A 26,143-nucleotide genomic window follows, 5' to 3' on the forward strand; every position below is an offset into this window, starting at 1 on the left:
GGGGCTAAGCCCTGCAATCTTCTTTGACGCGACTGCCCCCAATCGATAAAGCATTGCCTAACCTTCGGATGTAACGCTCTTCACTTAGTCCACCTACTGGACCAAGATAAGCCCCTACGTAACGGGAGGCTATACCATGCAAACCCATAACATCCATGCAGCCAAAACCCACTTCTCGCAGCTGGTCGACGCAGCAGCGAGTGGCGAAACCATTATTATCGCCAAAGCAGGCATACCGGTTGCCAAGCTGGTGCCCATCTCTGCACCCAAGCGCAGAGGAATGTTAAGCCACGTGACGTTTGACGCAGAAGCCTCGGATGCCATGGACGCAGAAATTACAGAGCTTTTTAAGGGCAAGGAATGAAGCTGCTGCTCGATACGCACATTCTAATATGGGCTGCAACCTGCAATACCAAGCTCTCCGCGGCGGCCGCCCAACTTATTGACGATGAGGCCAACACCTTATATTTCAGTGCAGCGAGCATATGGGAACTGACGATAAAAGGTGCAGAGCGCAAAGGCGTGAACCCCGCACTGCTGCGCAAAGAACTTATAGACGCAGGTTATCTGGAGCTACCCATCACCTCTACTCACGGGCTGGCCGTTGCCAGCCTGCCAAACCATCATCGCGATCCATTTGACCGAATTATGGTTGCTCAGGCACTTGCAGAGGGTATTACTCTGGTCACGCATGAGAGCGCCATGCACGCCTACCCTCACACCATCATCGTTTGAATCCACATGCTTTCCGAACAGCCATTAGGCCTCTGATCGAGACTAAATTCGGCACCGAGACGCGCCATCCAGAGCTGTGAGCACTTCCATCCCATTGAACTAATTTTCCCCGTCCGCCCTCGAAGCCATACATTTGCTTTCACAAGGAACACGACGTGCTCAAGTTAACTGCCTCTGCCCTCATCATCGCCGCCACTCTGAGTCTGGCTGCCTGCGACAGCAAGTCCGAGCAGAAAGCACAAGACGCTCAGGCCCATCAGGAAAAATCCCAGGAGAAGATGGAATCTGCTCAGGACAAGGTGAACGAGGCTGCCAAAGAGAATACCGAAGCTGCCAAGGACAAAGCTGCGTCCAAGGAAGCTGCCGCCGAAGAGTCGAAGACCTTCGTGCCGACCTCTGAAGTGACCAACACCATTCAGCCGGAAAAAAAGTGAAAACAGTGAAAACTCTTCACAAACTTTTCACAGGCGACAGGTCATTGTAGAGCTGCTCCCAAGTGTGAATCCTTAAGCCCGCTCCCCCATCGCGGGCTTTTCTTTGCCTGGCGTTTGGCAATTGCAGGCCTGCATGGCCATTCGGCAGAGGCCTTCCATCCCTCGTAAAGCGAAGCGTTCACCGCTCGAACGCATCTGTCTTTTTTGACGCCAAAATTTCTCACCATATTTCCCCTGAAGACTCGCCTTGGCTGATTAATGTCGCAACCTTTTGTGTCGATACCCTTTCACGCAAGTCCACAAATACACCAAGGGGCAGGTTATGTTCGGGAACAAGAACAAAGCTGAACTGACAGCCATGAAGGCCGAGGTAGATGGACTCAAAGGACTGACAAATGCGCTGGAAAAATCAATGGCGGTGGTCGAGCTTGGCCTCGACGGCAAGGTGCTGCGTGCCAACGATAAATTTCTGGCGACGATGGGCTATCGGGCTGAAGAGCTGATAACCAAGACACACCGTGACTTCTGCGACCCGACACTGCTCCGCAGCCGCGAATACACTGACCTATGGACGTCTTTGAAGGCCGGCAAGTTTATCTCCGGGACATTCAAACGCCTCAACAAGAACGGCCACAGTGTCTGGCTTGAAGCCAGCTACAACCCGGTTGTCGATGCGCAAGGCAATGTGTTCAAAGTGGTCAAGTACGCTCTGGACGTGACAGAGCGCGTAATGCTCGAGAACGAAACCAACAGCAAGCTCGCAGCGGTAGACCGGGCCATGGCCATCTGCGAATTCGAGCCCAATGGCAACGTCATCACTGCCAACAACAACTTCCTTAACGTCATGGGTTATGCGCTGGCGGAAATCAAAGGCAAACACCACAGGTCGTTCTGTGAACCGACATTGGCCAACAGCCCCGAGTACTCCGAGTTCTGGCGCAAGTTGAACCACGGCGAGTTCATCGGCGACCAGTTCAAGCGCCTCGGAAAACATGGCCGGGTCGTCTGGCTTGAAGCAACTTATAACCCGGTTTTCGATGTAGACGGCAAGCTCTACAAGATCGTCAAGTTTGCCAGCGACATCACGCACCGGGTCGAAAAGCAGGAAGCCGACGCCCACGGTGCCTCGCGCGCTTACCATATCTCGGCAGAAACCGAGAAAGTGGCTGAACAGGGAACTCTGGTCATTCAGGAAACCGCCCGGGAAATGCGCCAGATCGCTGAAAACATCGGTGCGTCGGCCAAGCTGGTGAGCCAGTTGGGGGAACGCTCCGAGCAGATCACCGCCATCGTCAACACCATTCGGGGCATTGCCGATCAGACCAACCTGCTGGCGCTCAACGCAGCAATCGAAGCAGCGCGTGCCGGCGATCAGGGTCGCGGCTTTGCCGTAGTCGCCGACGAAGTCAGGCAACTGGCAGGCCGCACCAGCGGCTCCACCGCAGAGATCGCTGAAATGATCGGCAAGATCCTCGCCGAAACGCGCGACGCCGTGGCGAGCATGGACGCTACTCAGGAAGGTGCCATTCGAGGTGTGACACTGGCCGACCAGGCCGGACAGGTCATCGTCCAGATCCGTGACGGCGCGAGCGATGCGGTCGAAGCCGTGAACATGTTCGCCAATCGCATGGACGAGGCTGAAGCGTTCGCCGAGCCGGGCAAACGATGACGCATCGTTAATCGCCAACCATAAGAAACCCGCGCTCGGCGGGTTTTTTATTGCCTGGCGGCTGCACTGTGTTTGGCCAGCAGCTTGGTTATCGGGCCGGTCTGCGCTTCAATAGCGGCCATTGCACTTAACAGCCAGCCAAAGGAACGTTCATGGCCTCGCCAGACAAACAGCAAAAACGCGCCAAGCGCGCAAAGATCAAGGCCAAACAGAACCGTTCGGGCAAGGGCACAACCAGCCTCGTCCACCCGGTATTTGCTTCTGCCTTGGTCAATCAGCCGTTCGATGACGTTGAACTCGACCTCAATACCTTCGACTTCAGCGACATCGTCGAGAATGGTTTCGACCCGGCCGACTATGACGACCTGTTTCTGGCGATGAAAGCCGCCGAAGACATCAGCCAACTCGCGCTGTGCGTGGTCTTCCTGCAGTATCCGGTGCTGGCACTGGTCGTCTCCGAAGAGGAAGAAGACCCGGCCACGGACTTCATGATGGGCTTGCTGATTGTGTACCGCGCCATGTACCACGATGAAGACGAGGACACCGCAATCGAATGGATCGAAAGCCCGGCCTTCCAGAAGGACTACACCCTGGCGTCGGACCTGCTGATGAAGAGAGATACCAAAGCTGCACGCTGATCGAGATCGTGCCGACGCATGGCGTCAGCACGACAGTCAGCTCGCAAAGCGCCTGATCAGCCTAGCGCAGCGGCGCCCACACGTCCGTCCTTGCGACGGCGCGAGACGAGCAGGCCGGCACCGATCACCAGCAGGCTAAGCACACCGGTGGCGATGATTTCGATGCGGTGTTCTTCCTGGATCAGCATGATCGTCAGCACTGCAACGATGAACGCAATCACCAACCAGGTCAGCCACGGGAACAGCCACATCTTGAAGTCGATGGCCTCACCCGCCGCAATACGCTTCTGACGCATCCGCAGTTGCGAGACGGCGATCACCAGATACACCAGCAGCGCGATGGCGCCGGAGCTGGCGAGCAGGAAGTCGAACACGGCAGCCGGTGCGATGTAGTTGGCGAATACGGTCAGGAACGCCGCCGCCGTCGACATGATCACCGCCCAGTGTGGCGTGCCGCCCTTGCTGGTACGCTTTGACAATGCCGGTGCATCGCCGCGTTTGCCCAACGAAAACAGCATGCGCGAGGCGGTATACAGCGCCGAGTTCAGGCAACTGGTTACTGCCACCAGTACTACAAGATCGACAATCAGCTTGGCGTTCGGAATACCCATTGCATCAAGTACGGTCTGGTACGAACCCACCTCAGCCAGACGCGGATCGTTCCACGGCACCAGCGAAACAACGATGAAGATCGAAACCAGATAGAACAGGAAGATCCGCCAGATCACCGAGTTGGTGGCCTTGGTGATCTGCTTGCCCGGGTTTTTGGACTCAGCCGCTGCGATGGTCACGATCTCGGTGCCCATGAACGAGAACATGGTGGTCAGCATCGCCGCCAGTACCGCGCCCATACCGTTGGGCAGGAAGCCACCGGTGTCGAACAAATGGCTGACGCCACTGACGTTGCTGGTTGGCAACAGGCCGAAGATCGCCGCCACACCCAGCACCACGAACGCGATGATCGCCACGACCTTGATCAGCGCGAACCAGAACTCGAATTCACCGTAGTTTTTCACACTGAACAGGTTGGTTGCGGTCAGCAGCAGGGTAATGACCAGCGTAAACATCCAGATAGCGATGTTCGGGAACCATGCATGCAGAATAGTTGCAGCAGCGTTGGCCTCCAGCGGGATCACCAGCACCCAGAACCACCAGTACAGCCAGCCGATGGTAAAACCGGCCCAATGCCCGATGGCACGATCGGCATAGGTCGAAAACGAACCGGTGTCCGGCGAGGCCACGGCCATTTCGGCCAGCATGCGCATCACCAATACCACCAGCGTACCCGCCGCGGCATACGCCAGCAGCACGGCAGGCCCGGCTTCTGCAATCGCGTGGCCGGAGCCTACGAACAAACCGGCGCCTATCACGCCAGCGATCGACAGCATCGTGATGTGTCGAGGTTTCAGCCCTTGTTCGAGCTCGGAAGAGTTAGCGGGATTGCTCATAAAACCACCTGTGCAAGACGAGCGAGACACACCGAAGCGTTACGTAAAGAGAAACCTACGGTGCCGTTCTTTATATTTGACGCAAGAATTGCGCCAAAATATTTCGAAAACGACGTCGCTCACAGAATATGCGGCCTGTGGCGTGAACCGCCAAGTGAAACCGAAGACGACTTATATACGCCGTGTGTAGGATTTGTTACCGATTGCCTCAGATTCGTCTACATATGCGCACTAAAAGTGCGCCACCCGCTACCGACGGCTCGCATATGGTGCAGCCTGCGCGTTGCCGCTAAGCAAAAGCTGCTTCCAACCCCCGGCCAAAGCTGGCAACATCGCGCCTTTTTCGCGCACGACCGCCTGAACCCGGCATCGTGCATGCCGCTTTTCGACAGTCTGCTGCTGCGACGCGATACCCCGGCGAATGCCTTCACCAAGGCAATGACATGCCGATGGTTGCGCTTCAACCGCTGTGCTAGCTTGGCGTTCGCGCGCAGCAAGAGCGCACACTTCAATGAGGTCCCCACATGGCCGAGGCCACGCCCGCCCTGGAAATACGCAACCTGCACAAGCGCTACGATCAGCTTGAGGTGCTTAAAGGCATCTCGCTGACGGCACGCGATGGCGACGTCATTTCGATCCTCGGCTCTTCCGGCTCCGGCAAGTCCACGTTGCTGCGCTGCATCAATCTGCTGGAAAACCCCCATCAGGGCCAGATTCTGGTGGCGGGCGAAGAGCTGAAACTCAAGCCAGCGCGCAATGGCCAACTGGTTGCTGCCGATAACCGGCAGATCAACCGCCTGCGCAGCCAGATCGGTTTTGTGTTTCAGAACTTCAACCTGTGGCCGCACATGAGCGTGCTCGATAACATCATCGAAGCCCCGCGTCGCGTCCTCGGTCAGAGCAAGGCCGAAGCCATCGAGGTGGCAGAAGCGCTGCTGGCCAAGGTCGGGATCGCCGACAAGCGTCACGTCTACCCCGCTCAACTCTCCGGGGGCCAGCAGCAACGGGCTGCCATTGCACGCACACTGGCCATGCAGCCAAAGGTTATCCTGTTCGATGAACCGACCTCGGCACTCGATCCAGAGATGGTTCAGGAAGTGCTCAACGTCATTCGCGCACTGGCTGAAGAAGGCCGGACCATGCTGCTGGTGACCCATGAAATGAATTTTGCGCGTCAGGTATCAAGTGAAGTGGTGTTTTTGCATCAGGGAATGGTCGAAGAACAGGGCACACCACAGCAAGTGTTCGAAAACCCGCTGTCGGCACGGTGCAAACAATTCATGTCGAGTCACTGCTAACGGAGCAACACCCCATGCAGATGTATAAAAAGATCTTGATGATCGCGGCAGCCACTCTTGCCTTCAGCGGCAGTGTACTCGCCGAAAAAATGAAAATGGGCATCGAAGGCGCTTACCCGCCCTTCAACAACAAGGACGCCAGCGGACAAGTTGTCGGCTTTGATCGCGAGATCGGTGACGCCCTGTGCGCCAAGATGAAGGTCGAGTGCGAGGTCGTGACGTCGGATTGGGACGGCATCATTCCGGCCCTCAATGCCCAAAAGTTCGACTTCCTGATCTCGTCGCTGTCGATCACCAAAGAGCGCGAGAAAATGGTTGATTTCACCACCCCGTACTACTCCAACAAGCTGCAGTTCGTGGCCCCCAAGACGTCATCCATTGATGTTTCGTCCATTGAAAAAGCCAAGGAAAGCCTGACCGGCAAATCAGTGGGCGCACAGCGCTCGACACTGGCCAGCACATGGCTGGAAGACACGCTCGGCATCATGGACGCCAAACTTTACGACACTCAGGAAAACGCGTTCTTTGACCTGGTGGCTGGTCGTATGGACGCCATGCTGGCCGACAAGTACGCCAGCTACGAGTGGCTGAAAAGCGAGGCCGGTCAGAACTTCGAGTTCAAGGGCGAGCCTGTTGTGGAAAACGACAAAATCGGCATCGCCGTGCGCAAGGGCAATGATGAGTTGCGCGAGCGTCTGAATGTTGCCCTGAAAGAAATCATCGCTGACGGCACCTATAAAAAGATCAACGACAAGTATTTCCCTTTCAGCATTCTCTGATTCACCTGACAGCGTCGCCGCCGCTTCAAGCCGAAGCGCGGCGACCGGTCCCGATAAAGCCTGCCCATGAACATTGATCTCCACGGATTCGGCCCGGCCCTTGCGGCTGGCGCGCTGCTGACTGTCCAGCTTGCACTCGCAGCCCTGTGCCTGGGCCTGATACTCGGGCTGCTCGGCGCCCTGGCCAAAACTTCGCCCTACGCGTCGCTGCGATGGCTGGGCGGTACTTATTCCACGCTAGTACGCGGCGTTCCAGAACTGCTCTGGGTGTTGCTGATTTACTTCGGCACCGTCAACGGCATGCGCGCCTTGGGCGAATTGTTCGGCATACCGGACCTGGCCCTGAACGCTTTCGCTGCCGGGGTAATTGCCCTTGGCATATGCTTTGGCGCCTACGCGACCGAAGTGTTTCGCGGCGCGATTCTGGCGATACCCAAAGGCCACCGAGAAGCAGGACTGGCGCTGGGCATGTCACGCTCGCGCATCCTGTTCAAACTGGTCCTGCCGCAAATGTGGCGCATTGCGCTGCCCGGTCTCGGCAACCTGTTCATGATCCTGATGAAGGACACCGCGCTGGTTTCGGTGATCGGCCTTGAGGAAATCATGCGTCACGCACAGATCGCCGTCGGCTTTACCAGAGAGGCATTCACGTTCTATATGGTTGCCGCCGTCATGTACCTGTGCCTGACCGTACTGGCCATGATCGGTATGTACTTCCTTGAAAAACGCGCCGGGCGCGGCTTTCTTAGGAGTGCGACATGAACTGGGAAGTCATCATCAAGTGGCTGCCACGGCTGGCGCAGGGCGCGACCCTGACCCTGGAGCTCGTGGCCATTGCTGTCATTGCCGGGCTTGTTCTCGCCATCCCGCTGGGCATCGCCCGCGCGTCCCGGCTCTGGTCGGTGCGCGCCCTGCCCTACGCCTATATCTTTTTCTTCCGCGGTACCCCGCTGCTGGTGCAGCTGTTTCTGGTCTATTACGGCCTTGCACAGTTCGATGTGGTACGTCAGGGGCCGCTGTGGCCTTACCTGCGCGACCCGTTCTGGTGTGCCGTGATCACCATGACCCTGCACACCGCCGCCTACATCGCGGAAATCCTGCGCGGCGCCATTCAGGCCGTGCCGGTAGGTGAAGTCGAAGCCGCGCGAGCGCTGGGCATGTCGAAATGGAAGGCGCTGTTCTATATCGTCCTGCCCCGCGCCACCCGCATAGGCCTGCCCGCCTACAGCAACGAAGTGATCCTGATGCTCAAGGCCAGCGCCCTGGCCAGCACCGTTACGCTGCTGGAACTGACCGGTATGGCGCGCACCATCATCGCCCGCACCTACATGCCGGTGGAGATTTTCTTCGCCGCCGGGATGTTCTACCTCGTCATGACCTTCGTGCTGGTGCAAGGCTTTCGCCTGCTGGAAAAGCTATTGCGCGTAGACGCAACCCAGGGACGCTGATATGAAAGGTGCTGGCGTTGACCCAACCAGCACCTTGTCACGCGAAACTATCGATATGCCAGCAACCCCAAGCTTGCAGGATGAACACCTCGGCAGCCACTTCGGTGCGCTGGACAGCTTCCTGTTCGCGCATCAGGCCCTGTGGCGACCCAAGCCGTTCACCCACCTGCGCCTCCCGTGGGAAAGCAAATACCCCAAGCTGGCGCAGTGGCTGCGGCAACGCACACTGGAACAGGCCGACGCCGCACACAATCACCCGGAGCGGCTCGACGCGCCCTTCCCGTTCGCGCAACTGGCTGGCGAAGCTGTTGCGCTTAGCCACGTCGCCGAGCTACCGGTTTACCCGCTGGCGTCGGTCGATGCGCGCATGAGCGTCGATGTGCCGGGGCGCAAATGGCAGCAGATCGAAGCCTTCGCCAGCCATCTCGACATGCGCGACAGCGCGACCCATTGGCTGGACTGGTGCGCAGGCAAAGGCCATCTGGGCCGGCGCCTGACTGGGCACGGCCAGAGCCTGACCTGCCTGGAGCAAGACCCGGCGCTGATCAAGGCGGGCCTTGCCCTCAGCGCCCGACAAGGCATCGAGGCGCGTCATGTGTTGCAGGACGTGATGGCCGATGACGCCTGGCGCTGCCTGCAACCGCATCACACGCCAGTCGCGTTGCACGCCTGCGGTGACCTGCACATTCAATTGATGGAGCTGGCCAGCCAGACCGGTTGCCGGCATATCGCAATCGCGCCGTGCTGTTACAACCGCACCCAGCAGGAGCACTATCAGCCGCTGTCCAGCGAGGGCAAGGCGTCAGGGCTGAAACTGTCGCGAGACGAACTGGGCCTGCCCTTGAGTGAAACCGTCACGGCAGGCGCTCGCGTGCGCCGCCAGCGTGATACATCGATGGCCCGTCGCCTGGGCTTCGACCTGCTACAGCGCAGCTTGCGTGGCGTTGATGAGTACCTGCCCACGCCGTCGCTGCCTGCATCATGGCTGGACGAGTCTTACGCTGATTATTGCGGTCATTTGGCCAGGCTCAAGCATGTGCCGACCCCAGGCAAGCAGGACTGGGCCTGCCTGGAAGCTGCTGGCTGGAAAAGACTGGCCGAAGTGCGCAACCTGGAGCTGCTGCGAAACCTGTTTCGGCGTCCACTGGAAGTCTGGTTGGTGCTGGACAGGGCGATGTATGTGCAAGAACAGGGTTATAGCGTCAGCGTTGGCGCTTTCTGTGACAGCCAGCTTACCCCTCGCAACCTGCTGATTCTGGCAAGAAAATCGTAAGGCAAAACACGCGAGTAACCTGTGGATAAGTCTGTTGATGAAAATGTGGATGAGCGCGTTAAAGCTTGGCGCGCCAGTTAATCAAGCCCCTGATTTTTTCTCGCCATACTTCTCAATGCCCGCAAAAACAGTGCTTTGCGGCACTTTCAATGCTCTTGCACATATCTGGCCACGCACGCAAATCTTTATAGGCCAATTGTGCATAAAGATTTGGTAAAGGCTCTGGCACAGGCTTGTAGCAGGGCTGAATCGTGTACAGGTTGCAGCCTGCACACGATCATTTTGACAGGATGTGTCAGGCCTCTTCCACGCACTCCAGCGAACGCTCGACCATGACTTTGGCCATTTCCATCATGTGCACGGAGGCGAACGCCAGATCCCGCTGCGAGCCTTCCATTTCATCGCCAAGTTCGTGAGCAGTGGCCGACGCACATCGGAGAAAGTCCAGTGCATGAATCAATGTCGCTTCCAGGCTTATAAAGTCAAATTTGCCGTCGTGCGGTTCTTTGGCTGGCCGGGAAGTCGGCAGGTAACATGCCATGGCACGCTTGACGACAGCTTTGTCCATGACAGGCGCATTACTGAGCGGCCTGTTGGGCGGATCGGGGGTTACTTTGACCATGCTTAGCTCTCTCCTCAATGGAAACTGCCACTTGGTCGCGACTAAACGATTGAGGTGGCAGCTGTACGAAGGTTAGTCGACCGGGAGCTAAGACCGGCGCACCCGAAGGCGCCCTTACGCACAGCCGCCATAGAGTGCAGGAAGAAAACCTGTACGTGACAGCGACGCGATACGCCTTAACTCAAATCCGGGCGACTAAACCCGATCGCTGATGTGCGGCGACGGACGGAGAGTAGAAGCACAGATCGAGAGGCGCAAGCGGTCGGGGATTCTCTCGGAAATGTCCTTCAAAAGAAAGAGACCAAACCTGCAAAAACCCGCCTGAAGCATTGCAAAAGATGATCTCAGACCACGTGCGCAAAACGCTGTGGGAGCGAACTTCTTCACGAAGACTGAGCGGATGACATCAGCACACAACGCCCGGAATCCTGGCTGAAGGCAACAGGAGTGGACTTGTCCACGATCTGTCGGGAACCGACAGTAAGGTAAATAGACGCACCAAGCCGCGTCCATCAGACACCGAACGGGCAATGCCCTTTAAAACTGATCATCCTTCAAACGCGTAAACGGCACACTGCGGTTCTGCAACTTGCGCAACGTCAGCTTGTAGGCACTGGACTTGATCTGGCTGCCCATCGGCGTTTCCTCCAGCAAAATACGCCCCGACGCAAACGCGCAGCCCGTATTCAGCATCCGGTACTTGAGCAGGTACAGCCCAGGGTCCATCTTGGCGAAACTGAACACCGCCCCGGCAGGCACATACGCATGCCGAAACGCCCTGCGCCCCACCGCATCCGTGACCTTGGCATACACCGCCGAATCCCCGGCCGAGTTATCCACAGTGATCTGCGACCAGCCGTTGTCCTTGAGCAACGGCATACCCTTCAGATACCCCGGTTTGTCCGGCCAAGGCTCGCCCATCGGATCCAGCCGAGGTAACTCACATTCGGAGGCCACAGGATCAACCGTCTTTACCGGGCTGGCCACAGATGGCTCAACGGCAACAGCAGGCAAAGGCTTGACCCACGTCTGCGCAACCGGCACAGGCTCAGGCGGCGCAAATGACTTGCCCGCATCAGGGTCATACCCCATCCACGCCCCACCTGCGCAAAACACCACGAACAGCAAGGCCCAACGCAACACATGACGGCGACGCTTGCCACTAGAGGGGGATTTAGAAGAAAGAGCAGCCTTGCCAGCCGCCCCAGGCTGAACCGTGCGCTGAGGCGCAACAGAGCCATGCGCAGCCGCCGAGCCATAAACATGCACAGTCTGCCCTTTGACTGCCTGCGCCTGCCTGCGACGAGCAGCGTCAGCACGAGCCTTGTACTCATCGGCAGCCAGCTGCGCGTCATACGCCGCACGCTTGCCCGCATGCGATAGCACATCATGGGACGCATTGACGACGCCCATCATGTCCGAGGCATAGGGATCGGAATTCCTGTCCGGGTGCAGCTTCTGCGCCAGCTTGCGATAAGCCTTCTTGATCTGCTCAGGAGAGGCATCGCGAGCAACACTCAGCAGCTCGTAATGCGTGGGCGTTCTCTGCATTGCACTTGCTGTCCATGGCCGACTGCCATTTTTGATACAACTGTATCGGCCACAAAAACCCAAACTCCAGCAAAAATGCCACACCCGCGCCCCACAAACGAAAGCACCACACAGAAAAATACCCGGATCCACAGGACCCGGGCATTCCCTGACATTGATGGAGCCTTCGCGAGCATCCAGACGCACATTCATGCGATTCAGACCCCCATCCTCAGCCCCACCTTGCGCACAGCCCGAAAGGGCCAGACACTGATACAAATATCCTTCAACAACCCTTCAGCGAATGACCCGCGTGTGGCAAACAACACCCCAAGCCTGGTTACGATCCATCGCATCACTCATCAGATAATCCTTTATCTGCTGGCTGAAAAGCCAACGACCTGCACTACTGACTCAGTAGCCCGGGCCGTTGAGAACAAGCCTATGCAAAGCCCCCATCCCGCGCAACAGCCTGAAAACGGGCAATCCTGATCATGATCTGTTGATGCGCCAGATAGCCATCAGCGCCGCACGCATCGGTCTGCCCAGCCAGGTTAAAATCCCCCACCCGTCAGCGCCGAAGTCCTCAATAAAGAGCGACAAAATCGCGCCCAATACCACAGCGCTCACACGCACCAAACAGACCAATCCCCATAAACCAAAGGAAACGTCCTGCGTCGCGCTGCGCCCAAGTCCCACTCAAAGCACCAATGGTCGATTTTTTTCAACTGAATCAGACAGCTAGGGTTTACAAGCGCATCAGAAGCTATATACTCGCAGCCCATTACGCCGGTATAGCTCAGTTGGTAGAGCAACTGACTTGTAATCAGTAGGTCCCGGGTTCGACTCCTGGTGCCGGCACCATTACTACATAAATCACTGATTTCCTTGCGGATTTCGGTGATTTTTTGTTTTTGGGTCACGTAGGTCCTACACAGGGCTACGACGTGTCTCAACGTGACAACCTTTACCGCAGACAAAGCGGCATCTACGTCCTTCGCATCATCGTGCCGATTCGCTACCGGGAGCAAATCGGGCAAAACGAAATTCATATTTCTACACGTGCTACTGATCGGAGCGCGGCGAAGGCTGTAGCATGCCGGTTCCAGCGTGATTGGCACGCTTGCCTTAGCGAGTTGGAAGTGGATAACCATAAGCTTGTTGACATCGGCACTCTCCTGACTGGCAAAGGAGTGATCAGCATTAGTGAGCTAAGCGCGGGATCAGGATTAGAGGTTAGTTTCCTGCTGAGGGAAATATTAAATAGTAACCTGCCAGTCGCATATGCAGCGAACTCACAACCAGGATTTCTTGTTCATGACTTTCTTGGAGTCGAACGAGAAGCTGACACCGGCGGTTTTGTTCTGGACAACGCAATGGAGATTGGGGAGGTCCACACCTTCAACCGCTTTCTGAGACCGTTTTCTGCTCGCCGGGTGATTCTTGGCATTATCGAAAGTGGTTTCTGCGATGAAGAGGTCTTCCGTATACCAAATCGAAGTAGAGCAGCAGCTTTTTTTGACCTCCCCGGTATTCGCCTCACCGCAAGCAACGTATTGATGTCGAAGATGCAGGCACAGAGACTGATAACTGGCCCAATTTCGGCGGCTCTAGAATCAACTGGGGGCATCGCTCGACCACTTGGCTTTACTGCGTCAGAGTCAGCAATTACGGCGAGCCTGCCACCCGAGTGCTGCGGACCAAAAAGGGCAATGCAAACAACGTCGTCATTGATGGCGATGTTTCTAGAATCCAAGAAGGTGCGCTGGGGGCTGGGGCAACAGAACAAGATGGCGGGCCACTGCCGGACTTTTGTGGAACTTATGAAAGATCCATTACTGGGAGCGCTGAGCCGAGAGCTGGTTCGGGAATACACGCGGAAGCTAAAAAACATGCCCGCCGACCGGAACGCCGCTAGCATTCGCCACGGCACAAGTGACGCAAACCAATTACTAATATTGGCAGAGCAGAACGACGAAGTCCGGCTATCGCTAACAAGCGTAAACGACTATATGAAGTCGCTGTCGAGCATGTTTACTTGGGCCAAGGACGAAATGATTCTTACCCACAATCCCGCGAAGAACATATTAGAACGACCGACTAGTGTAATACGGGACCAAGACCAACGCTCACGGTTCGAGATAGAACATCTTACTAAAATATTTTCGGCCAGTTGGTTCTTAACAGGCACCGGTGAAAGGAACAAGCAGGGGCGGTTCCATCACTTTAGACCGCATCATTATTGGCTACCACTGCTGGGAATTTACACTGGCGCTCGACTCAATGAAATCGCACAACTTACTTTAGATGATATTAAAATAAGTGATTCCGGTGTTTACTATTTCGATATAACACTGGAAGTTTCTGAAGGAAAAACCATCGTTACTGCTGAGAAAAAAACGCCTGACAAAATGCTTAAAAATAGAAACTCGAAGCGGACTGTCCCCATGCACCCTCACCTTGTAGATTTAGGTTTGCCCAAATATGTGGCTGCCCTTGAAGACTCTGGTTATGACCGCCTATTTCCCGAACTCGCCCACAATGCAATCAAGGGTTATGGGAAACCTGCTGGCACTCGGTTCAACGAGCGCTTTCTTGGACAGAAGCTTAAAATCCCCCGTGATGGAAAACTTAGCTTCCATAGCTTCCGCCATGGATTCATTACGGCGCTTGACGAGCTCGATACTCCGCCGACTATTCAGGCTCAGCTCGCCGGCCATGTAAGAGGAATAACGGAAACAGCAAACCGCTATAGAAAAGACCGGGACGCTGATCAGTTAAAACAATATATAGACCCGTTATTTTTTGCGCTCCCACCCATCAAAAAATTTGTGGTTCAGGACGGTCTTGACGCTGTTCGCGATGCTTTATTTATAAAAGAAAAAATCGCTATTCAGCAGACCTGAATCTAGTGGTCACGGCAGTAGTATTTTCTTCAAGCTGCGTTGGCTCTCGAGAGAGGGGAGCTGACTGACCTAGAGTTCTACCAAGATCTGAAAAAACCTTTCAGCATATTTACCAGTGCCAGGCGACCGGACATCGATTCGAGCTGAGCCCTGAACAGGCCAGCTCGCTATGTCAGAACAATAAAATACTGGAATCAGGGTATGCTCCCAACTGAAGTTAACACTACAGCCCGTTTAGACCATGATATACAAAGGTCATAAATCGGCTTGCTGCCTCTCTCTGATCTTCAATATTGTTTCCAGTCCAAAGGTGGTGAGCTGGGTTTAGATCCTCTCGCCAAGCATGTAACGCATCCTTTACATCAGATGAAACACATCCATGATCAAATAAACCGTCAATACGCTCCCCGAGAGGAAGAATGCCTAGTTTGTATTCCGACATTTGCTTAGCAAACCGGTGATCAAGCTCATACTCCAAGAACACCCTCAAATCTCCTGAGCCGCACCCAGGTGCAATTGCCTCAATGAATCTAAAAATCTCGTCTCGCTTCTTTTGATGATCCGTTTTAATGAAATCTTCTATATCGGCTATGCATATTGACGACTCGCTCCCAATATTTTCAATCATACAGAAACTGAGCGGCTTATTTTTCTTATGTTTAACCAATAAGTCTGCCACTCCCTGCTCATAGTGACTCAGAACTATTACCTGCCGAACTTCAGTGGCAAGATTGATAATGCCTCGATGGACTGACCCAACTCGATTGGAGTCAAAAGAGGTTACAGGGTCATCGAATACTACAATAGATCCGGCCAGCTCAGCATCGGTCTGACCTATCAAAGAAGCCCAAAAAACCGATAAGGCAAGCGCTCTACGGTCTGACTCACTAAAGACCCTGTCAATATTAGATTCTGCGATCAAGTTATTTTTAAACAAAACCTTAAGAAAGTAGATAGGGGTATTCCCTCTGTTATCTATACCTTTCACTAACTTAAAGTCTTTACTGCCAAAATCGACAAAGCACTTATCCACTCGATCAAAGAATGAGTCAATGAAGTCGCTTTGTTCGCGTCTAAGCTGCTCAAGAAGCTTCGGGAAGCTCCTCCCCTAAATCGCTATCCTCCTTATTAAGTCGCAGCCATTCATCACACTGCACGACTCTTTCCAGTCTTTTTATTTTCAGGTTAACATCGTCACCGGAGGCTTTTAGCTTCGTCAGTTTTTCTGAAAGAGACTCATGACTTAGTCCATCTCTGAACTGACGAATGACCTCGTGAACAAGCTTCGTCGATGAGTTGTATCTTTCTACGGCTGAGCCTAGAGATTCAAGAGTTTCTTTCCAATCACCAAAATCCACCATTTCGAGCGCTAATTGAGGAGCTGCCTTCTTCTGTTCGATAAGGCTGTTAACCAATGAGAGAGTGCGGGCGTAACCTTCTACCCAACCGTCTACAATGGAATTTAAACTTTCCTCTTCTTGACGAACTGCTTCGGAGTATTGTTGAAACAACGGCTGCTCGGCCAATTCCGGATATGACAATCTAACCTTAGCATTTTGCTCAATGAGCAGCCTTATTCCGGAAAGCTCAAAGCTATTAATTTTTCCGCCATTAAGATCAAGTATGCGCGACACAGACTCTTGATGCGACCTAAAGCCCGCATCAAAACTAAGCCTGTAAAAATCTATTAAATTATTTGCCGAATCACCGAGCGCTTGCCCACAAAACAAACACTCTTCACCTTGAGCCTGATTTAACCCTTGGCGTATCCAAGCCTCTGCTCCCTGCACTTCCTTAAAGCATTTCTCGATGTGATGAGATACAGCTTTTTTAGCTTCCTCATGAACACCTTCGTGAGTCCTTACAAGCACATCATTCAGTTCATCAAAGCTCACACTCAGAGTATTGTCACTCCGCAATGGCTTTAAAATTTCCCGTGCGAGAATTTGTTCAATCTGTTTTTTCTGTTTCGATATGGAAGACCATTCATCTCGCAGTTGATCTCTATTAATCTCGAGCTGGTCTTTGCCTTCATGCACTTTGAGAGCAATGAATTTATGTATGTCAGCAACATCACTGAACGCATCTTTTGTGAGCTTGTTTCTGGCTCTAAGCGCCTCCCCCTTTGCTTTATTTTTCTCAGCAATTAAGTTAGCCTTCTCCACGCCCTCCGCGCCGAGGACAAAAGAACTGAATTGCTCCTTTGTTTGTCGGGTAAACGCTCTGGCTGCAAATAGATTTTGATGATAAAAGCCATCATCAAAAACATGTAGTCGTAACGACGCAGGGAGCTGAGCCTGCCAGTTACCATTCTTGTATATTACAGCGACTTCCCTTTGCCCCTCCTCTTGGAAGCTGAGTGCAACCTCCTGATCAGCCTGATCAAGAGGAATTGATAACCTCTTCTTTATAGGTCCTGAGTGCCCAGCTTTCAGACTGGTAAATATATCGCTTAGCGTAGACTTACCGTATGTATTCAAACCAAACATTATGGCGATTTTGTTAAACTCTACTCGACCAGAGGTGCAGTTTCGAAAACGGCCTACGTTCTGTATTTTTGATATTCGTTTTAGCACATCCCTGCTCCGAGAAATTCAACTACATAATTAGAGTGCTCTTCCGCGCAAACGACAGAAAACGACCGTTTTCCGGCACGTCTAACGGGGGGCGCCCTTCCCTGTCAGGAAATTAGCCTTGGCTTTTCTGACAGGCCATCCTATTTTCGACATCGTATTCCTACAGGAGAAATAGGCAGATGGCCACTTTTGGTTACGGACGTGTCTCAACGTCATCGCAGGACTCAGAGAACCAGCGACTAGAGCTCGCCGGTGCCGGTTGGGCAATTGACTACTGGTTTGCAGACACCATCAGCGGTAAGTCAGCGTCCAGTCAGCGGCCAGCGTTCAAGGATTTGCTTTCCAAGATTCGTGACGGAGAGACCTTGCTTGTAGCAAAGCTGGACCGACTCGGTCGGGACGCAATAGATGTGCTGCAAACTGTCAGAGATCTGGGGACTAGAAACATCAAGGTAGTGGTCCATCAGTTGGGCTCAACTGACTTAACCTCACCAGCTGGGAAGCTGTTGCTGTCAATGCTTGCAGCGGTGGCGGAAATGGAACGGGACTTACTGATTGAACGGACTCAAGCCGGACTATCCCGGGCACGGTCAGAAGGGAGAGTGCTTGGCAGACCGCCTAAGCTGACGCCTAAGCAACGTTCGGAAATCACAGCCGCGCTGAGCAAGGGCGCCAGTGTTAGCGCCCTATCGAAGTTATACGGGGTCTCACGAGCGACTATAGCGGGAGTCAGGGTCGATCAGATGCTTCCATGAAACCGCCGACCTTTAACATCGAGTCATTGGAGGTCGAAAGGTGCTCTGCGAAAGGGCTGATAGGTTTAAATGCAGAATCACCAACGCCTCGGAACCACAAGGCGGACCATCCAGCCAATTCGGAGTATTTGCCCGAATCTCGCACGCGACTGACATGGATAAGAATCACGCACCCGGGCCTTGGCTCGATTTTCACCAAAGGCAAGTCCGAGCATTCGACATCCGCATTCTGATTCACATGCAAGTGATACTTCTTAAATACTCCTGCCACCCCTTCCTTGAATCCTTTCGCTGGAATAACCGAGAGCACTGAACTGTTGTGCCGACGCAAAGCTGTTTCCAAATCGCAAGCACCAATATCGTTTATTAACGCTCTCAGTGGTGGAGATACGTCTGTGTAGCAATCGTTCTCCTCCTCTGGGGTCACGGGCAAAGCTTCCGTCATATCAGGCGACACAGCTGCGTATACCGGAGCGTCACTCACGGCGGGAGCAGGCACGTCAGCGGCGGGAATCCTGGATACGTCCCCATCGTCAGAACACCTCGTTATCGAATTCCCTACGACAATGATAAAACCAACAATGCCAGCAAGCTTCATCAAGAACTGCATAACCCATCTCCCTATTTTTGACTGCCTAACCGGCAACACGACTGCATCCTTTGAGCGCCTGCTTAGCCATAACCAAGACAGGCAACGCCCCCGCTAGGTTTGAAAAGTTCCGATTAGAGCGTGGCCTATCAGTCTACATCGCCGCCAAATCTGCGGGATGAAAACTTCCCTGCGCAAACGTTTTGGATTGAGAGTCAGAGAACTCCGGATTGCTTCTGGAATGAGCCAAGAGGCTTTCGCTGACCATGCCTCAATCGCACGCAGCTACATGAGTCGCATTGAGCGCGGAGGGGCTAACCCTTCTCTCGACGCGATTCAGGTGCTCGCGGAGGCCTTAGGGGTAGATGCGGGCGCGCTTTTTGAGATCGTTGAACCAGCGACTTCATACGACGCCGTAGAGGTCCCTTATGCCGAGGATGGAACTTGTTTCAACCCGGGACTAGCCAGTCCGCGAGACGGCTCATTTCGGGTTGGCGAAAAATCTGCCGAGCTTCGGCTTGGCTCATTTGAAGAAGCGCTGGCGCATCTTAGAAAAATGCCAGTCGCCAAATGGCGTCGCCCGAACGTTTCAGGAAATTGGGGACTGGTATCAGCAGTTCATTGGCGGAAGCTGAAACCCGCTAAAGGTCGATCTCGCTAGCACTTTTGAGGGGAGTTGATTCTGAAACGAATAAACCCTCAAAACCTGTGCGTGACGGTAGCGTTTCGTTTCAAAAGACGACTCACGGATTTGGCTGAAGCCCTTATTTTTCATGGGCTACAGTCGCCTTTGATGGCATCAAAAATTGTCACTCTAGAAACGAAAAAAGCTACACGTTTCTGACGTATAGCTTTTGATTTGAGTGAGCCATCCGGTAGAGAAGGTTGTATCCCCCCTAACCCCGTTCAGACGAACAGGTTAGGGAGTTTTCCTTCAGATCCACCGAATGGTATCGCCATCCGTATAGAGTTTCTCTGACGTCTGTAGCTGAGCTTTCACAATCACCAATATAAGACGTCTCAGGTTTCTAATGGCATTGCGCTCGACTCGGTCTCAGCTGCCTTGGGCATCTCCACCGATGACCCCTACGTCGTGCTTCTAGGGTCCGCTGCGTCTCCACAGCTTTGAAACAGTGCCCGAACGTGTGGGTGCCGATAGAGCACTGAGTAGGAAATTTATACCAAAGATGACATTTCCAATCAACCTATTAATGAAGATCCCGGTGCCTAGCCAAGCAGGACCCCACAGCAAAATGACTAGATTTATTCATGTGTAAGGATTGGCGCTGGCAGCCGGCAAACAACGCGTCCAATGCTTTCACAGGCTTCGGCCCTTTCTAGGAGGTCCAGTTCTGATGACATCCGTGACGCAACGCAGCGCAGGAGATGGCTTCCATTTCCCCTCCTACAAACTTCTCCTACAATCAAACAGCTTTATTCCTAAAAACCAATGATTTACGTGACATCTGGTCCCGGGTTCGACTCCTGGTGCCGGCACCATACAAAACAAAGGCTTGCAGCGATGCAGGCCTTTTGTTTGTCCGCAATACGTAACACGCCACGTAACAAGGCCAGCAAACGAGCCTGCCTTACGTGCCCCCCAACGTCGAGATCAATCGCAGCTGCCCACGTTTATGAACAAAAGCGCGAGACCTTAGGGGATCGTTCGGTACGGCGTAGACAGGGATCATGGCCTTCAGCAGCAGCTACGCGCTTTAGTAGTTTAGGTTGGAGCTTCTGTGCTCCGCATGATTCCGTCGACGTTTGAGGGGCCGGGGCCTTGACGGCATCGTATGCGCACGGTCGATGGCCACGGCTTCGATTTATAATTAATTTCTATAAGGGCTAGGGGTAAGTGACGACAATTGCCTTGCCCCGCCTGGTTGTACCGCTACGCGATATTGTCCTGAGGAGGCACGCGCTGGCATGGCCCGCTGTAATTCCGCACGTAATCCATCCCATTTGGATCTCAGGCTTTGAATGCTACTCATCAGTTGATCTGAGGTGGTGTCTGATATGGCTGATATGTCTCCCCTCACGCTCCTATCATGAATATCTACTGCGTCGAGTACCGTTCTTGTATTTCGAAAGAGGGTATTATGGCGATCTCTTAGATCCGCAGGTGCACTGTGGCTACTAATGAAGCTGTGTACATCTCTGGGCAGGCCTGCCACTTCACTCAGTGCATGTCTTGCGCTAATTAATTGATCGGGTGTTATGCCATTGTTGCCACCTGAGCTGCTACTGGCTCGGTCTGGAGAATGTACCTGATTAGCCATACCGGATCGAGTTACACACATATTTCCCATTTATATAGAACCTCTTAAGATGAAGTATGTCGACGGCGGTAAGTGGCGCTTGGGGTACATTCGGTTCCACCACCCTATCCGACTTTCGTAGGGGACTCTAAAACCTTGGATTTTGGTGAAATACGCGCCTGATACAGCTCCACGGCCGCTATGACTTGTCCTTCGACTTCGCCTGCAAAGCCTGGAAACGCTAAGCGAGTCCTGATTGAGATGAGGCCAGGCTGTACCCCGCGAATTGGCTGGAAAGCTGGTTGACTGGTCCGCATGCAGGATACTTGTTAGCGGTAGGGCTTAAAGAGTTGATTTTCCAAGATTGACCCGGAATCGATCCTTCAAGCGCCTGCTGTTGTTCCGGTGATTTGCAGCTGACTACTTGCCAAAAACTAAAGGTGGCAGCCTATTAATAAGCTGCCTAAGTGAAATTCTTTTCATCTAATGGCCTTACTATCAAAACCTCCGTAGGGTTATTCATGCGACATATGAGTCGCCATTCACCACACGCAACATAGTCGTACTGAATGCTTACCTTCCGCCCTGCAGAGGAAATACTATGAACAGCGTCACAAAAAAATCAGCGTTGAAAGCGCTAGCACTGACAACTTTCGCAGTCATCACCCTTCAAGGCACTGCGTTTGCAACAGAAGCAAAACACGCTGCGCTTTCTACAGCCGTCCAGGGAGCAGACAAGTACCGAGCCGTCAGCTCCAAGGCGCTTCCTTTACAAGCACGAAACAACGGCAAAAGACCTCGTGATTGCACCAGCGATGGCTCTATTTGCTGGTAAAGGACGGGGTCGCACTCTGGGCAACAAAACAGAGCAATAGACCCTTTCAGAGCGTTACTGGCTTGAGCTTCGCTGCCAGTAACGCTGCTTTGGTCGCAACTGCGTTGGCGGTCACAGGCGTTGGTCCATGAGTGTGTGCAGCGAGCTGGGCGAGGCGCTGCAAGTAATAGACGCCAGTGAGTTCAGGGAATTGTCGCTCTACGCTGCGCTTGATTGCGTCGTCCAGTTGATAGCCACTAAAGCTACCCCCACCTCCGTCGATACCCTCCATACAACCCCGCAATCATGGATCGATGAAATGGTTATCTCACTAACCCCCGGCAACAACACCTATCCAGCCGTCACCCTGCCCAACTCTGGCGTGACGCTTACTCCGCAGCCGCTCACTGACGCGCAGAAAGAAGCGCTGAAGAACGCCGCAGCCAATACGCCTGTCACCACGCCTGCTGTTGTTTATCACCCCAGCACTGAAGCTCCGGCTACTGAGCCGATGGTGGCGATCGATACTTGGGTTGGCCGTTCTCAGGCGCCTGATCTCCCGCAGAAGGCGGCGGAACACAGGACTTCGACTGAGGCGCTGAAGACTTCGTATGAAGCGTTCAAATCGACGCTGGCGTCTGTATATCCTGATCTGGCCAGCAAGAAGTTTGGCTTTACGATTGAGGCGAACGGCAACCTGAAAGCGACCAACAGTTCGGGTGAGTTGAGTGAGGCGGACACCAAGCAGTTGAACACACTGCTGAACGCTTCAAGTGGGCTGAAAGCGGCAGCGGCCACTTATCGGCAGACGGCCATTGATATGGTCGATGCCGACTCGCCCTGGAGCGGGAGTTATCTGGGCCGCTATAACCTGACCAAGGAAAACTTCGCAGATTCGCTGGACCTGGGCGCGCTGTTTATTCCCAAGACGTCCACGCCGTCGAAAGAACAGTCGGATGGCATGTTCTTCAATCAACTGGCCTACAAAGGCGTGCTGCACACTCAAGAAACGGAAGCAGCCATGCTTGCTGCGCGTGCAGCTGAAAAGGCTGGAACAGCGGGTTGATCACAACTGCTCAGCGGCTTGGCAGACGTTGCGGGCGGACGTAGTAATTGTCGAACTCGCCGCTCCCGACGAGCTGAAAACCGTGGCGGATGTAGAACCGGTTTGAGTCGCTTTCTTTCAGCGCGCCTACTCGTAATGCTGACGCCATTGCGTCTGCTTCAGCGAATACTTGGCGAAGCACCGCTGAGCCTATGCCCTGCCCTTGCGCACCGGGCTTGATGTACAGGTGATCCAGCAACAGGCTGTCGGCGAGCGCCTTGACGACGACGAAGCCGACCCTGCTCTCGGCGACCTCGATATAGCGGGTATCTGGCGCTGAAAAGCCTTCCCGAAAACGCTCTCGGGCGCGCACCGGATCGAACCGGCCAATGCGCTCCAGGCTGTCGCGCATGGCTTCGATACGCATTGCGACCAGGGCGTCAAAGTCTCCGGGATGAACCGTTGTCAGGATGATGTCGGGCTCGGTCTTGCGGATCAGCGACATTCGTTTCGCTCCATTCACAGGGTAAATATCACGTAGGCCCAGGGTTTTAAACAACAGGTCCATACACCTCCGACCTTCGGGAAACTGCGGGGCCATGTGTTCAAACGTGCCTGCCTACAGCGCCCGCGCCAGCCACTCATCCCGCGTCATCTCCCAGACCTCCACGTCAAATCGCCCGCCGACGAACTCACCCTCGTGCGTGCTCACCTTGCGCATGCCCTCATTGATCGAAATACGCCGTGAGGCTTCGTTGGGCGCAGCTTTGGGCACCTGCATCAGGGGCATGCCCAATGTGTCGAACCAATGCCAATTGACTGCACAGCAAGCCTCTTTCATGTAGCCGTTGCCTTGCCAGTCCGGGTGTAACCAGAAACCGCGGTTGTTGCCGGCGTGGGTCATGAGGGTAATGCTGCCGATGATCTGGTCGGGCGCGGTCTGCAGGCGGATCATCCAGTGCCACTCCGTGCCGCGCGCAATGGCTGGTAGTGCAACGTCCTGGATGTAACGCAGCGCGCCGTCTTGCGGGTAAGGCCAAGGGACGCGGTTGTTCAGGTATCGCACGATGTCCCATAACGGGAAAAGCTGCTGAACGGCTGACGCATCCGCCAGTTGCAGCGGCGTCAGCAGAAGGCGATCTGTGTGCAGCGTGGGGGTGATTGTCATGACGATGGCCCTTTCCGTTGAGCAGTGTTCACAGGATGAACGGTCCATTATGCAGGGGTTTTAAGTCGAACTGCTTGAGGCCGAAGCAGGTCTACCCATCATCTTTCACACATCGGAAACCCCAGTGCCCAGAATCATTACGGATCAGACACCCCAAAGTGTGGTGGATGAGCAGCAGGTCAAATTATTTGGCTCGCCCAAGGAACGGCTAGACTTTTATCGGCGCGAAATTCATTACGAAACCACCAATCTGTCCAACCGTACCAACGCCTATTTGTCGGCCCAGTCTTTTCTGGTGATCGCTTACGCATCCTCGATGGCAAACATGAACCCCGCCTGGGGTGCGATGTTCACGCTGGTGGTGCCGGCCATGCTGGCCTTGCTGGGTCTGCTCAGCACACTGTTCGCCTGGCCAGGCATTAGGGCGGCTTGCGACATCATCCAGCACTGGCATCACAAGCAGGCGCAACTGCTGCTCAGCGAACCGGTCATCGGGCTGACCTATGACGACTCGCCGCTGTTCAGCGATTGGGAGTCCAGCGAAACCGGGCCGAAAAAGTCCTTGCTATTCTCCAAGCGCAGTCCTTGGCTGTTCAGCTTTTTCTGGATCTTCCTCGGTGGTTTTGCGGTGTTCGTGCAGTTGGTTGCGGACTGAGTCAGGCGCCGCCCTCACATCAGAAAACGTTGATCGGGTAATCCACGAAAATACGCGTTTCATTGCCCTCGCTGTTGTACGCCTGTGCGTCGTCGGAGACACGCAGGAATGAGTTGCGCAGGCGGATCGACAGGTCTTTGGCCGGGCCGCTCTGTACCACGTAGGTCAACTGACTGAATATCTCGCGCTCGGTGCCGTCGCCGCTGCCCGCTGTGCCGTCGTCAATGTTGTCACCGCGCACGTAGGCAGCCTTGTAGCTCAGGCCGGACAGGACCAGCCCGGAGAGGTCGACGCCATAGGCTGCTTGCCACGAACGCTCGTCCTTGCCGTTGAAGTCGGACCAGTAGGAGTTGGCGAGGTAGATGGTGTTACCGCCGTCACCAAAACCACCATCGTTGCGATAACCGCCGTAGGCGTAGCCCATGTCACCGGTGCTGCGCTGGTGCGCGAGGGTGAAGGAGTGGATGCCCACGGCCCAGGTCGCGGCCAGGCTCCAGATCTTGTTGTCACGCGCGTCGCTGGTGGTGAAGTCTTTATCCAGCTTGGTCTTGTAGCCGTTGAAGTCGAAGGTCAGGGACTGATCCTGCGGCAGGGCAAAGACGTAGTTCAGGTTGACGTACTGTTTCTTGAGCACGTCTTCGTTGTCGGAGGCGTAAAACGCAGCACTGAATTCATCGGTGAATTTGTAGCTGGCGCCGTAGACGTTGATGCTTTTCAGATCACCGCTGTCACGAGCTTCGGCGCTCTTGCGCGCTTCCTGAGTGAAACGTCCTGCAACCACTTCAAGCCCGGCGATCTCTTTGGAGGTGATCAGGGTGCCGGTGTAGCTCTCTGGCAGCAGACGGGAATTGTCGTAACTCAGCACCGGCAATTGCGGCATCTGGTCGCCGTATTTGATGACGGTATTGGAGAAGCGTGCTTTGACCGCAGCACCTGCGCGCGACAGGTCATCGGCTGCAGCGCCGCTGTCGCCCTGCTTGAAGAAGTCGATGCCACCATTGCCGCTGCGCCCTTTGCCGCCATCCAGGCGGATGCCGTACAGCGCAAACGCGTCGACGCCCACCCCGACTGTGCCTTGGGTGAAACCGGACGCAAAACTGCCCATGAAAGCCTGGCCCCATTCGGACTTGTCTTCCCGGTCGTTCCTGTAATCGCGGTTGATATAAGCGTTACGCAGGTGGGCGGTCAGCCCGCTGTCTTCGACGAAACCTTTTGAATCTGCCTGCCCTTCGGCCATGGCCTGACTGGCGCTGATGATGCCCAAGGCAAGCACGCCCATACGTTTGGTCAGCATTTTGTCTTCCTTATCTGCGAATTGACACACGCTGTGACGACGCCCGGTGGGCGTCCTGGCTTCCAGCCTCAGAACAAGCAGTATAGAAAGCCGCGCGAGAATCGCAGTGGACTACTGATGCACGTAGAAGGGGTCAAGCCACAGGCAGTGGGGCGCGAATCCTAGTCCCGACGCCTGAAGGTGTCAAACGCGCAGATGGCCGGGCCAGA

Annotated in this window: 26 protein-coding genes and 1 tRNA gene; 17 read left to right on the plus strand and 10 right to left on the minus strand. The window is 54.6% G+C overall.

The features are described from left to right. The first annotated feature begins 136 nt into the window (after positions 1 to 136). From POR16_RS24105 to POR16_RS24125, 5 genes are all read left to right on the plus strand, one after another. Positions 137 to 364, plus strand: a complete 228-nt coding sequence (locus POR16_RS24105) for a type II toxin-antitoxin system Phd/YefM family antitoxin (RefSeq protein ID WP_005896064.1) — start codon at positions 137 to 139, stop codon at positions 362 to 364. Next, a complete protein-coding gene (locus POR16_RS24110) occupies positions 361 to 735 on the plus strand; it encodes a type II toxin-antitoxin system VapC family toxin (protein ID WP_005896062.1) in 375 nt (124 codons plus the stop codon). Before POR16_RS24105 ends, POR16_RS24110 begins: the two co-directional genes overlap by 4 nt. 155 nt (positions 736 to 890) lie before the next feature. Further along, positions 891 to 1,169 carry a hypothetical protein gene (locus tag POR16_RS24115; RefSeq protein ID WP_005896060.1) on the plus strand — a complete coding sequence of 93 codons (279 nt, stop codon included), beginning with the start codon at positions 891 to 893 and terminating at the stop codon, positions 1,167 to 1,169. Between the two features lie 322 nt (positions 1,170 to 1,491). After that, positions 1,492 to 2,838 (plus strand): methyl-accepting chemotaxis protein, encoded by a 1,347-nt coding sequence (locus tag POR16_RS24120; RefSeq protein ID WP_122346817.1) that lies wholly within the window; start codon positions 1,492 to 1,494, stop codon positions 2,836 to 2,838. 152 nt (positions 2,839 to 2,990) lie between these two features. Beyond that, complete coding sequence (locus tag POR16_RS24125; protein WP_005896058.1) at positions 2,991 to 3,476, plus strand: hypothetical protein; 486 nt, start codon at positions 2,991 to 2,993, stop codon at positions 3,474 to 3,476. A gap of 56 nt (positions 3,477 to 3,532) precedes the next feature. On the opposite strand, the gene gabP is transcribed toward POR16_RS24125, so the two are convergent. Beyond that, positions 3,533 to 4,924 (minus strand): GABA permease, encoded by a 1,392-nt coding sequence (gene gabP / locus POR16_RS24130; RefSeq protein WP_005896056.1) that lies wholly within the window; start codon positions 4,922 to 4,924, stop codon positions 3,533 to 3,535. A 524-nt stretch (positions 4,925 to 5,448) separates the two neighbouring features. On the opposite strand from gabP, the gene POR16_RS24135 reads away from it, so the two are divergent. The 5 genes from POR16_RS24135 (at position 5,449) to POR16_RS24155 (ending at position 9,722) form a co-directional block, all read left to right on the plus strand. Continuing rightward, entirely contained in the window at positions 5,449 to 6,222 is a 774-nt protein-coding gene (locus tag POR16_RS24135; protein ID WP_053931972.1) for an ABC transporter ATP-binding protein, read from the plus strand. 14 nt (positions 6,223 to 6,236) lie between these two features. Further along, positions 6,237 to 7,001, plus strand: coding sequence for an ABC transporter substrate-binding protein (locus POR16_RS24140; protein ID WP_005896051.1), 765 nt, complete (start codon positions 6,237 to 6,239; stop codon positions 6,999 to 7,001). 66 nt (positions 7,002 to 7,067) lie between these two features. After that, positions 7,068 to 7,763, plus strand: coding sequence for an ABC transporter permease (locus tag POR16_RS24145; RefSeq protein WP_005896049.1), 696 nt, complete (start codon positions 7,068 to 7,070; stop codon positions 7,761 to 7,763). After that, positions 7,760 to 8,449 (plus strand): ABC transporter permease, encoded by a 690-nt coding sequence (locus tag POR16_RS24150; protein ID WP_005896047.1) that lies wholly within the window; start codon positions 7,760 to 7,762, stop codon positions 8,447 to 8,449. Before POR16_RS24145 ends, POR16_RS24150 begins: the two co-directional genes overlap by 4 nt. Before the next feature lies 1 nt (position 8,450). Beyond that, positions 8,451 to 9,722, plus strand: a complete 1,272-nt coding sequence (locus tag POR16_RS24155) for a methyltransferase (RefSeq protein ID WP_005896045.1) — start codon at positions 8,451 to 8,453, stop codon at positions 9,720 to 9,722. A 295-nt stretch (positions 9,723 to 10,017) separates the two neighbouring features. Here the strand turns inward: POR16_RS24155 and POR16_RS24160 are convergent, their stop codons facing one another. Then, the gene (locus POR16_RS24160; protein ID WP_005896043.1) at positions 10,018 to 10,344 is read right to left on the minus strand and encodes a DUF6124 family protein; all 327 of its coding nucleotides are present in this window, start codon (positions 10,342 to 10,344) and stop codon (positions 10,018 to 10,020) included. Between the two features lie 537 nt (positions 10,345 to 10,881). After that, positions 10,882 to 11,895 (minus strand): J domain-containing protein, encoded by a 1,014-nt coding sequence (locus POR16_RS24165; RefSeq protein WP_005896041.1) that lies wholly within the window; start codon positions 11,893 to 11,895, stop codon positions 10,882 to 10,884. Positions 11,896 to 12,662: 767 nt separating this feature from the next. On the opposite strand from POR16_RS24165, the gene POR16_RS24170 reads away from it, so the two are divergent. Together POR16_RS24170 and POR16_RS24175 are read left to right on the plus strand one after the other, a co-directional pair. Continuing rightward, positions 12,663 to 12,738 (plus strand) — tRNA-Thr (locus POR16_RS24170). Between the two features lie 83 nt (positions 12,739 to 12,821). Continuing rightward, the gene (locus POR16_RS24175; RefSeq protein ID WP_042932943.1) at positions 12,822 to 14,780 is read left to right on the plus strand and encodes a site-specific integrase; all 1,959 of its coding nucleotides are present in this window, start codon (positions 12,822 to 12,824) and stop codon (positions 14,778 to 14,780) included. 223 nt (positions 14,781 to 15,003) lie between these two features. On the opposite strand, the gene POR16_RS24180 is transcribed toward POR16_RS24175, so the two are convergent. Both POR16_RS24180 and POR16_RS24185 read right to left on the minus strand, forming a co-directional pair. Next, on the minus strand, positions 15,004 to 15,768 hold the full coding sequence (locus tag POR16_RS24180; RefSeq protein WP_147460290.1) for an AAA family ATPase: 765 nt from the start codon (positions 15,766 to 15,768) through the stop codon (positions 15,004 to 15,006). Between the two features lie 94 nt (positions 15,769 to 15,862). After that, positions 15,863 to 17,356, minus strand: a complete 1,494-nt coding sequence (locus tag POR16_RS24185) for an AAA family ATPase (RefSeq protein WP_147460289.1) — start codon at positions 17,354 to 17,356, stop codon at positions 15,863 to 15,865. 179 nt (positions 17,357 to 17,535) lie between these two features. Between POR16_RS24185 and POR16_RS24190 the strand changes: the two genes are divergently transcribed. Beyond that, complete coding sequence (locus tag POR16_RS24190; protein ID WP_005896033.1) at positions 17,536 to 18,111, plus strand: recombinase family protein; 576 nt, start codon at positions 17,536 to 17,538, stop codon at positions 18,109 to 18,111. Here the strand turns inward: POR16_RS24190 and POR16_RS24195 are convergent. Continuing rightward, positions 18,086 to 18,721: a hypothetical protein gene (locus POR16_RS24195; protein ID WP_005896031.1), complete on the minus strand. Its 636-nt coding sequence runs from the start codon at positions 18,719 to 18,721 to the stop codon at positions 18,086 to 18,088. The genes POR16_RS24190 and POR16_RS24195 overlap by 26 nt on opposite strands. Before the next feature lie 157 nt (positions 18,722 to 18,878). Here POR16_RS24195 and POR16_RS26910 point away from each other — a divergent pair, with 157 nt between their 5' ends. Then, a complete protein-coding gene (locus POR16_RS26910) occupies positions 18,879 to 19,361 on the plus strand; it encodes a helix-turn-helix domain-containing protein (RefSeq protein ID WP_005896029.1) in 483 nt (160 codons plus the stop codon). Positions 19,362 to 20,529: 1,168 nt separating this feature from the next. Here the strand turns inward: POR16_RS26910 and POR16_RS24205 are convergent. Beyond that, entirely contained in the window at positions 20,530 to 21,009 is a 480-nt protein-coding gene (locus POR16_RS24205; RefSeq protein ID WP_005896027.1) for a hypothetical protein, read from the minus strand. A 550-nt stretch (positions 21,010 to 21,559) separates the two neighbouring features. Between POR16_RS24205 and POR16_RS24210 the strand changes: the two genes are divergently transcribed. Both POR16_RS24210 and POR16_RS24215 read left to right on the plus strand, forming a co-directional pair. Next, entirely contained in the window at positions 21,560 to 21,793 is a 234-nt protein-coding gene (locus POR16_RS24210) for a hypothetical protein (RefSeq protein WP_080268066.1), read from the plus strand. 298 nt (positions 21,794 to 22,091) lie between these two features. Then, entirely contained in the window at positions 22,092 to 22,838 is a 747-nt protein-coding gene (locus POR16_RS24215; protein ID WP_042932937.1) for a hypothetical protein, read from the plus strand. A 10-nt stretch (positions 22,839 to 22,848) separates the two neighbouring features. Here POR16_RS24215 and POR16_RS24220 read toward each other — a convergent pair whose 3' ends face one another. After that, positions 22,849 to 23,322 (minus strand): GNAT family N-acetyltransferase, encoded by a 474-nt coding sequence (locus POR16_RS24220; protein WP_005896023.1) that lies wholly within the window; start codon positions 23,320 to 23,322, stop codon positions 22,849 to 22,851. A gap of 114 nt (positions 23,323 to 23,436) precedes the next feature. After that, complete coding sequence (locus POR16_RS24225; protein WP_005896021.1) at positions 23,437 to 23,985, minus strand: GNAT family N-acetyltransferase; 549 nt, start codon at positions 23,983 to 23,985, stop codon at positions 23,437 to 23,439. A 160-nt stretch (positions 23,986 to 24,145) separates the two neighbouring features. Between POR16_RS24225 and POR16_RS24230 the strand changes: the two genes are divergently transcribed. After that, a complete protein-coding gene (locus POR16_RS24230) occupies positions 24,146 to 24,640 on the plus strand; it encodes a hypothetical protein (RefSeq protein WP_024670252.1) in 495 nt (164 codons plus the stop codon). A 19-nt stretch (positions 24,641 to 24,659) separates the two neighbouring features. Here POR16_RS24230 and POR16_RS24235 read toward each other — a convergent pair whose 3' ends face one another. Then, complete coding sequence (locus tag POR16_RS24235; RefSeq protein WP_005896015.1) at positions 24,660 to 25,934, minus strand: OprD family porin; 1,275 nt, start codon at positions 25,932 to 25,934, stop codon at positions 24,660 to 24,662. Between the last annotated feature and the right edge of the window lie 209 nt (positions 25,935 to 26,143).

The organism is Pseudomonas coronafaciens pv. oryzae str. 1_6, assembly GCF_000156995.2.
Taxonomy (GTDB): domain Bacteria; phylum Pseudomonadota; class Gammaproteobacteria; order Pseudomonadales; family Pseudomonadaceae; genus Aquipseudomonas; species Aquipseudomonas tremae.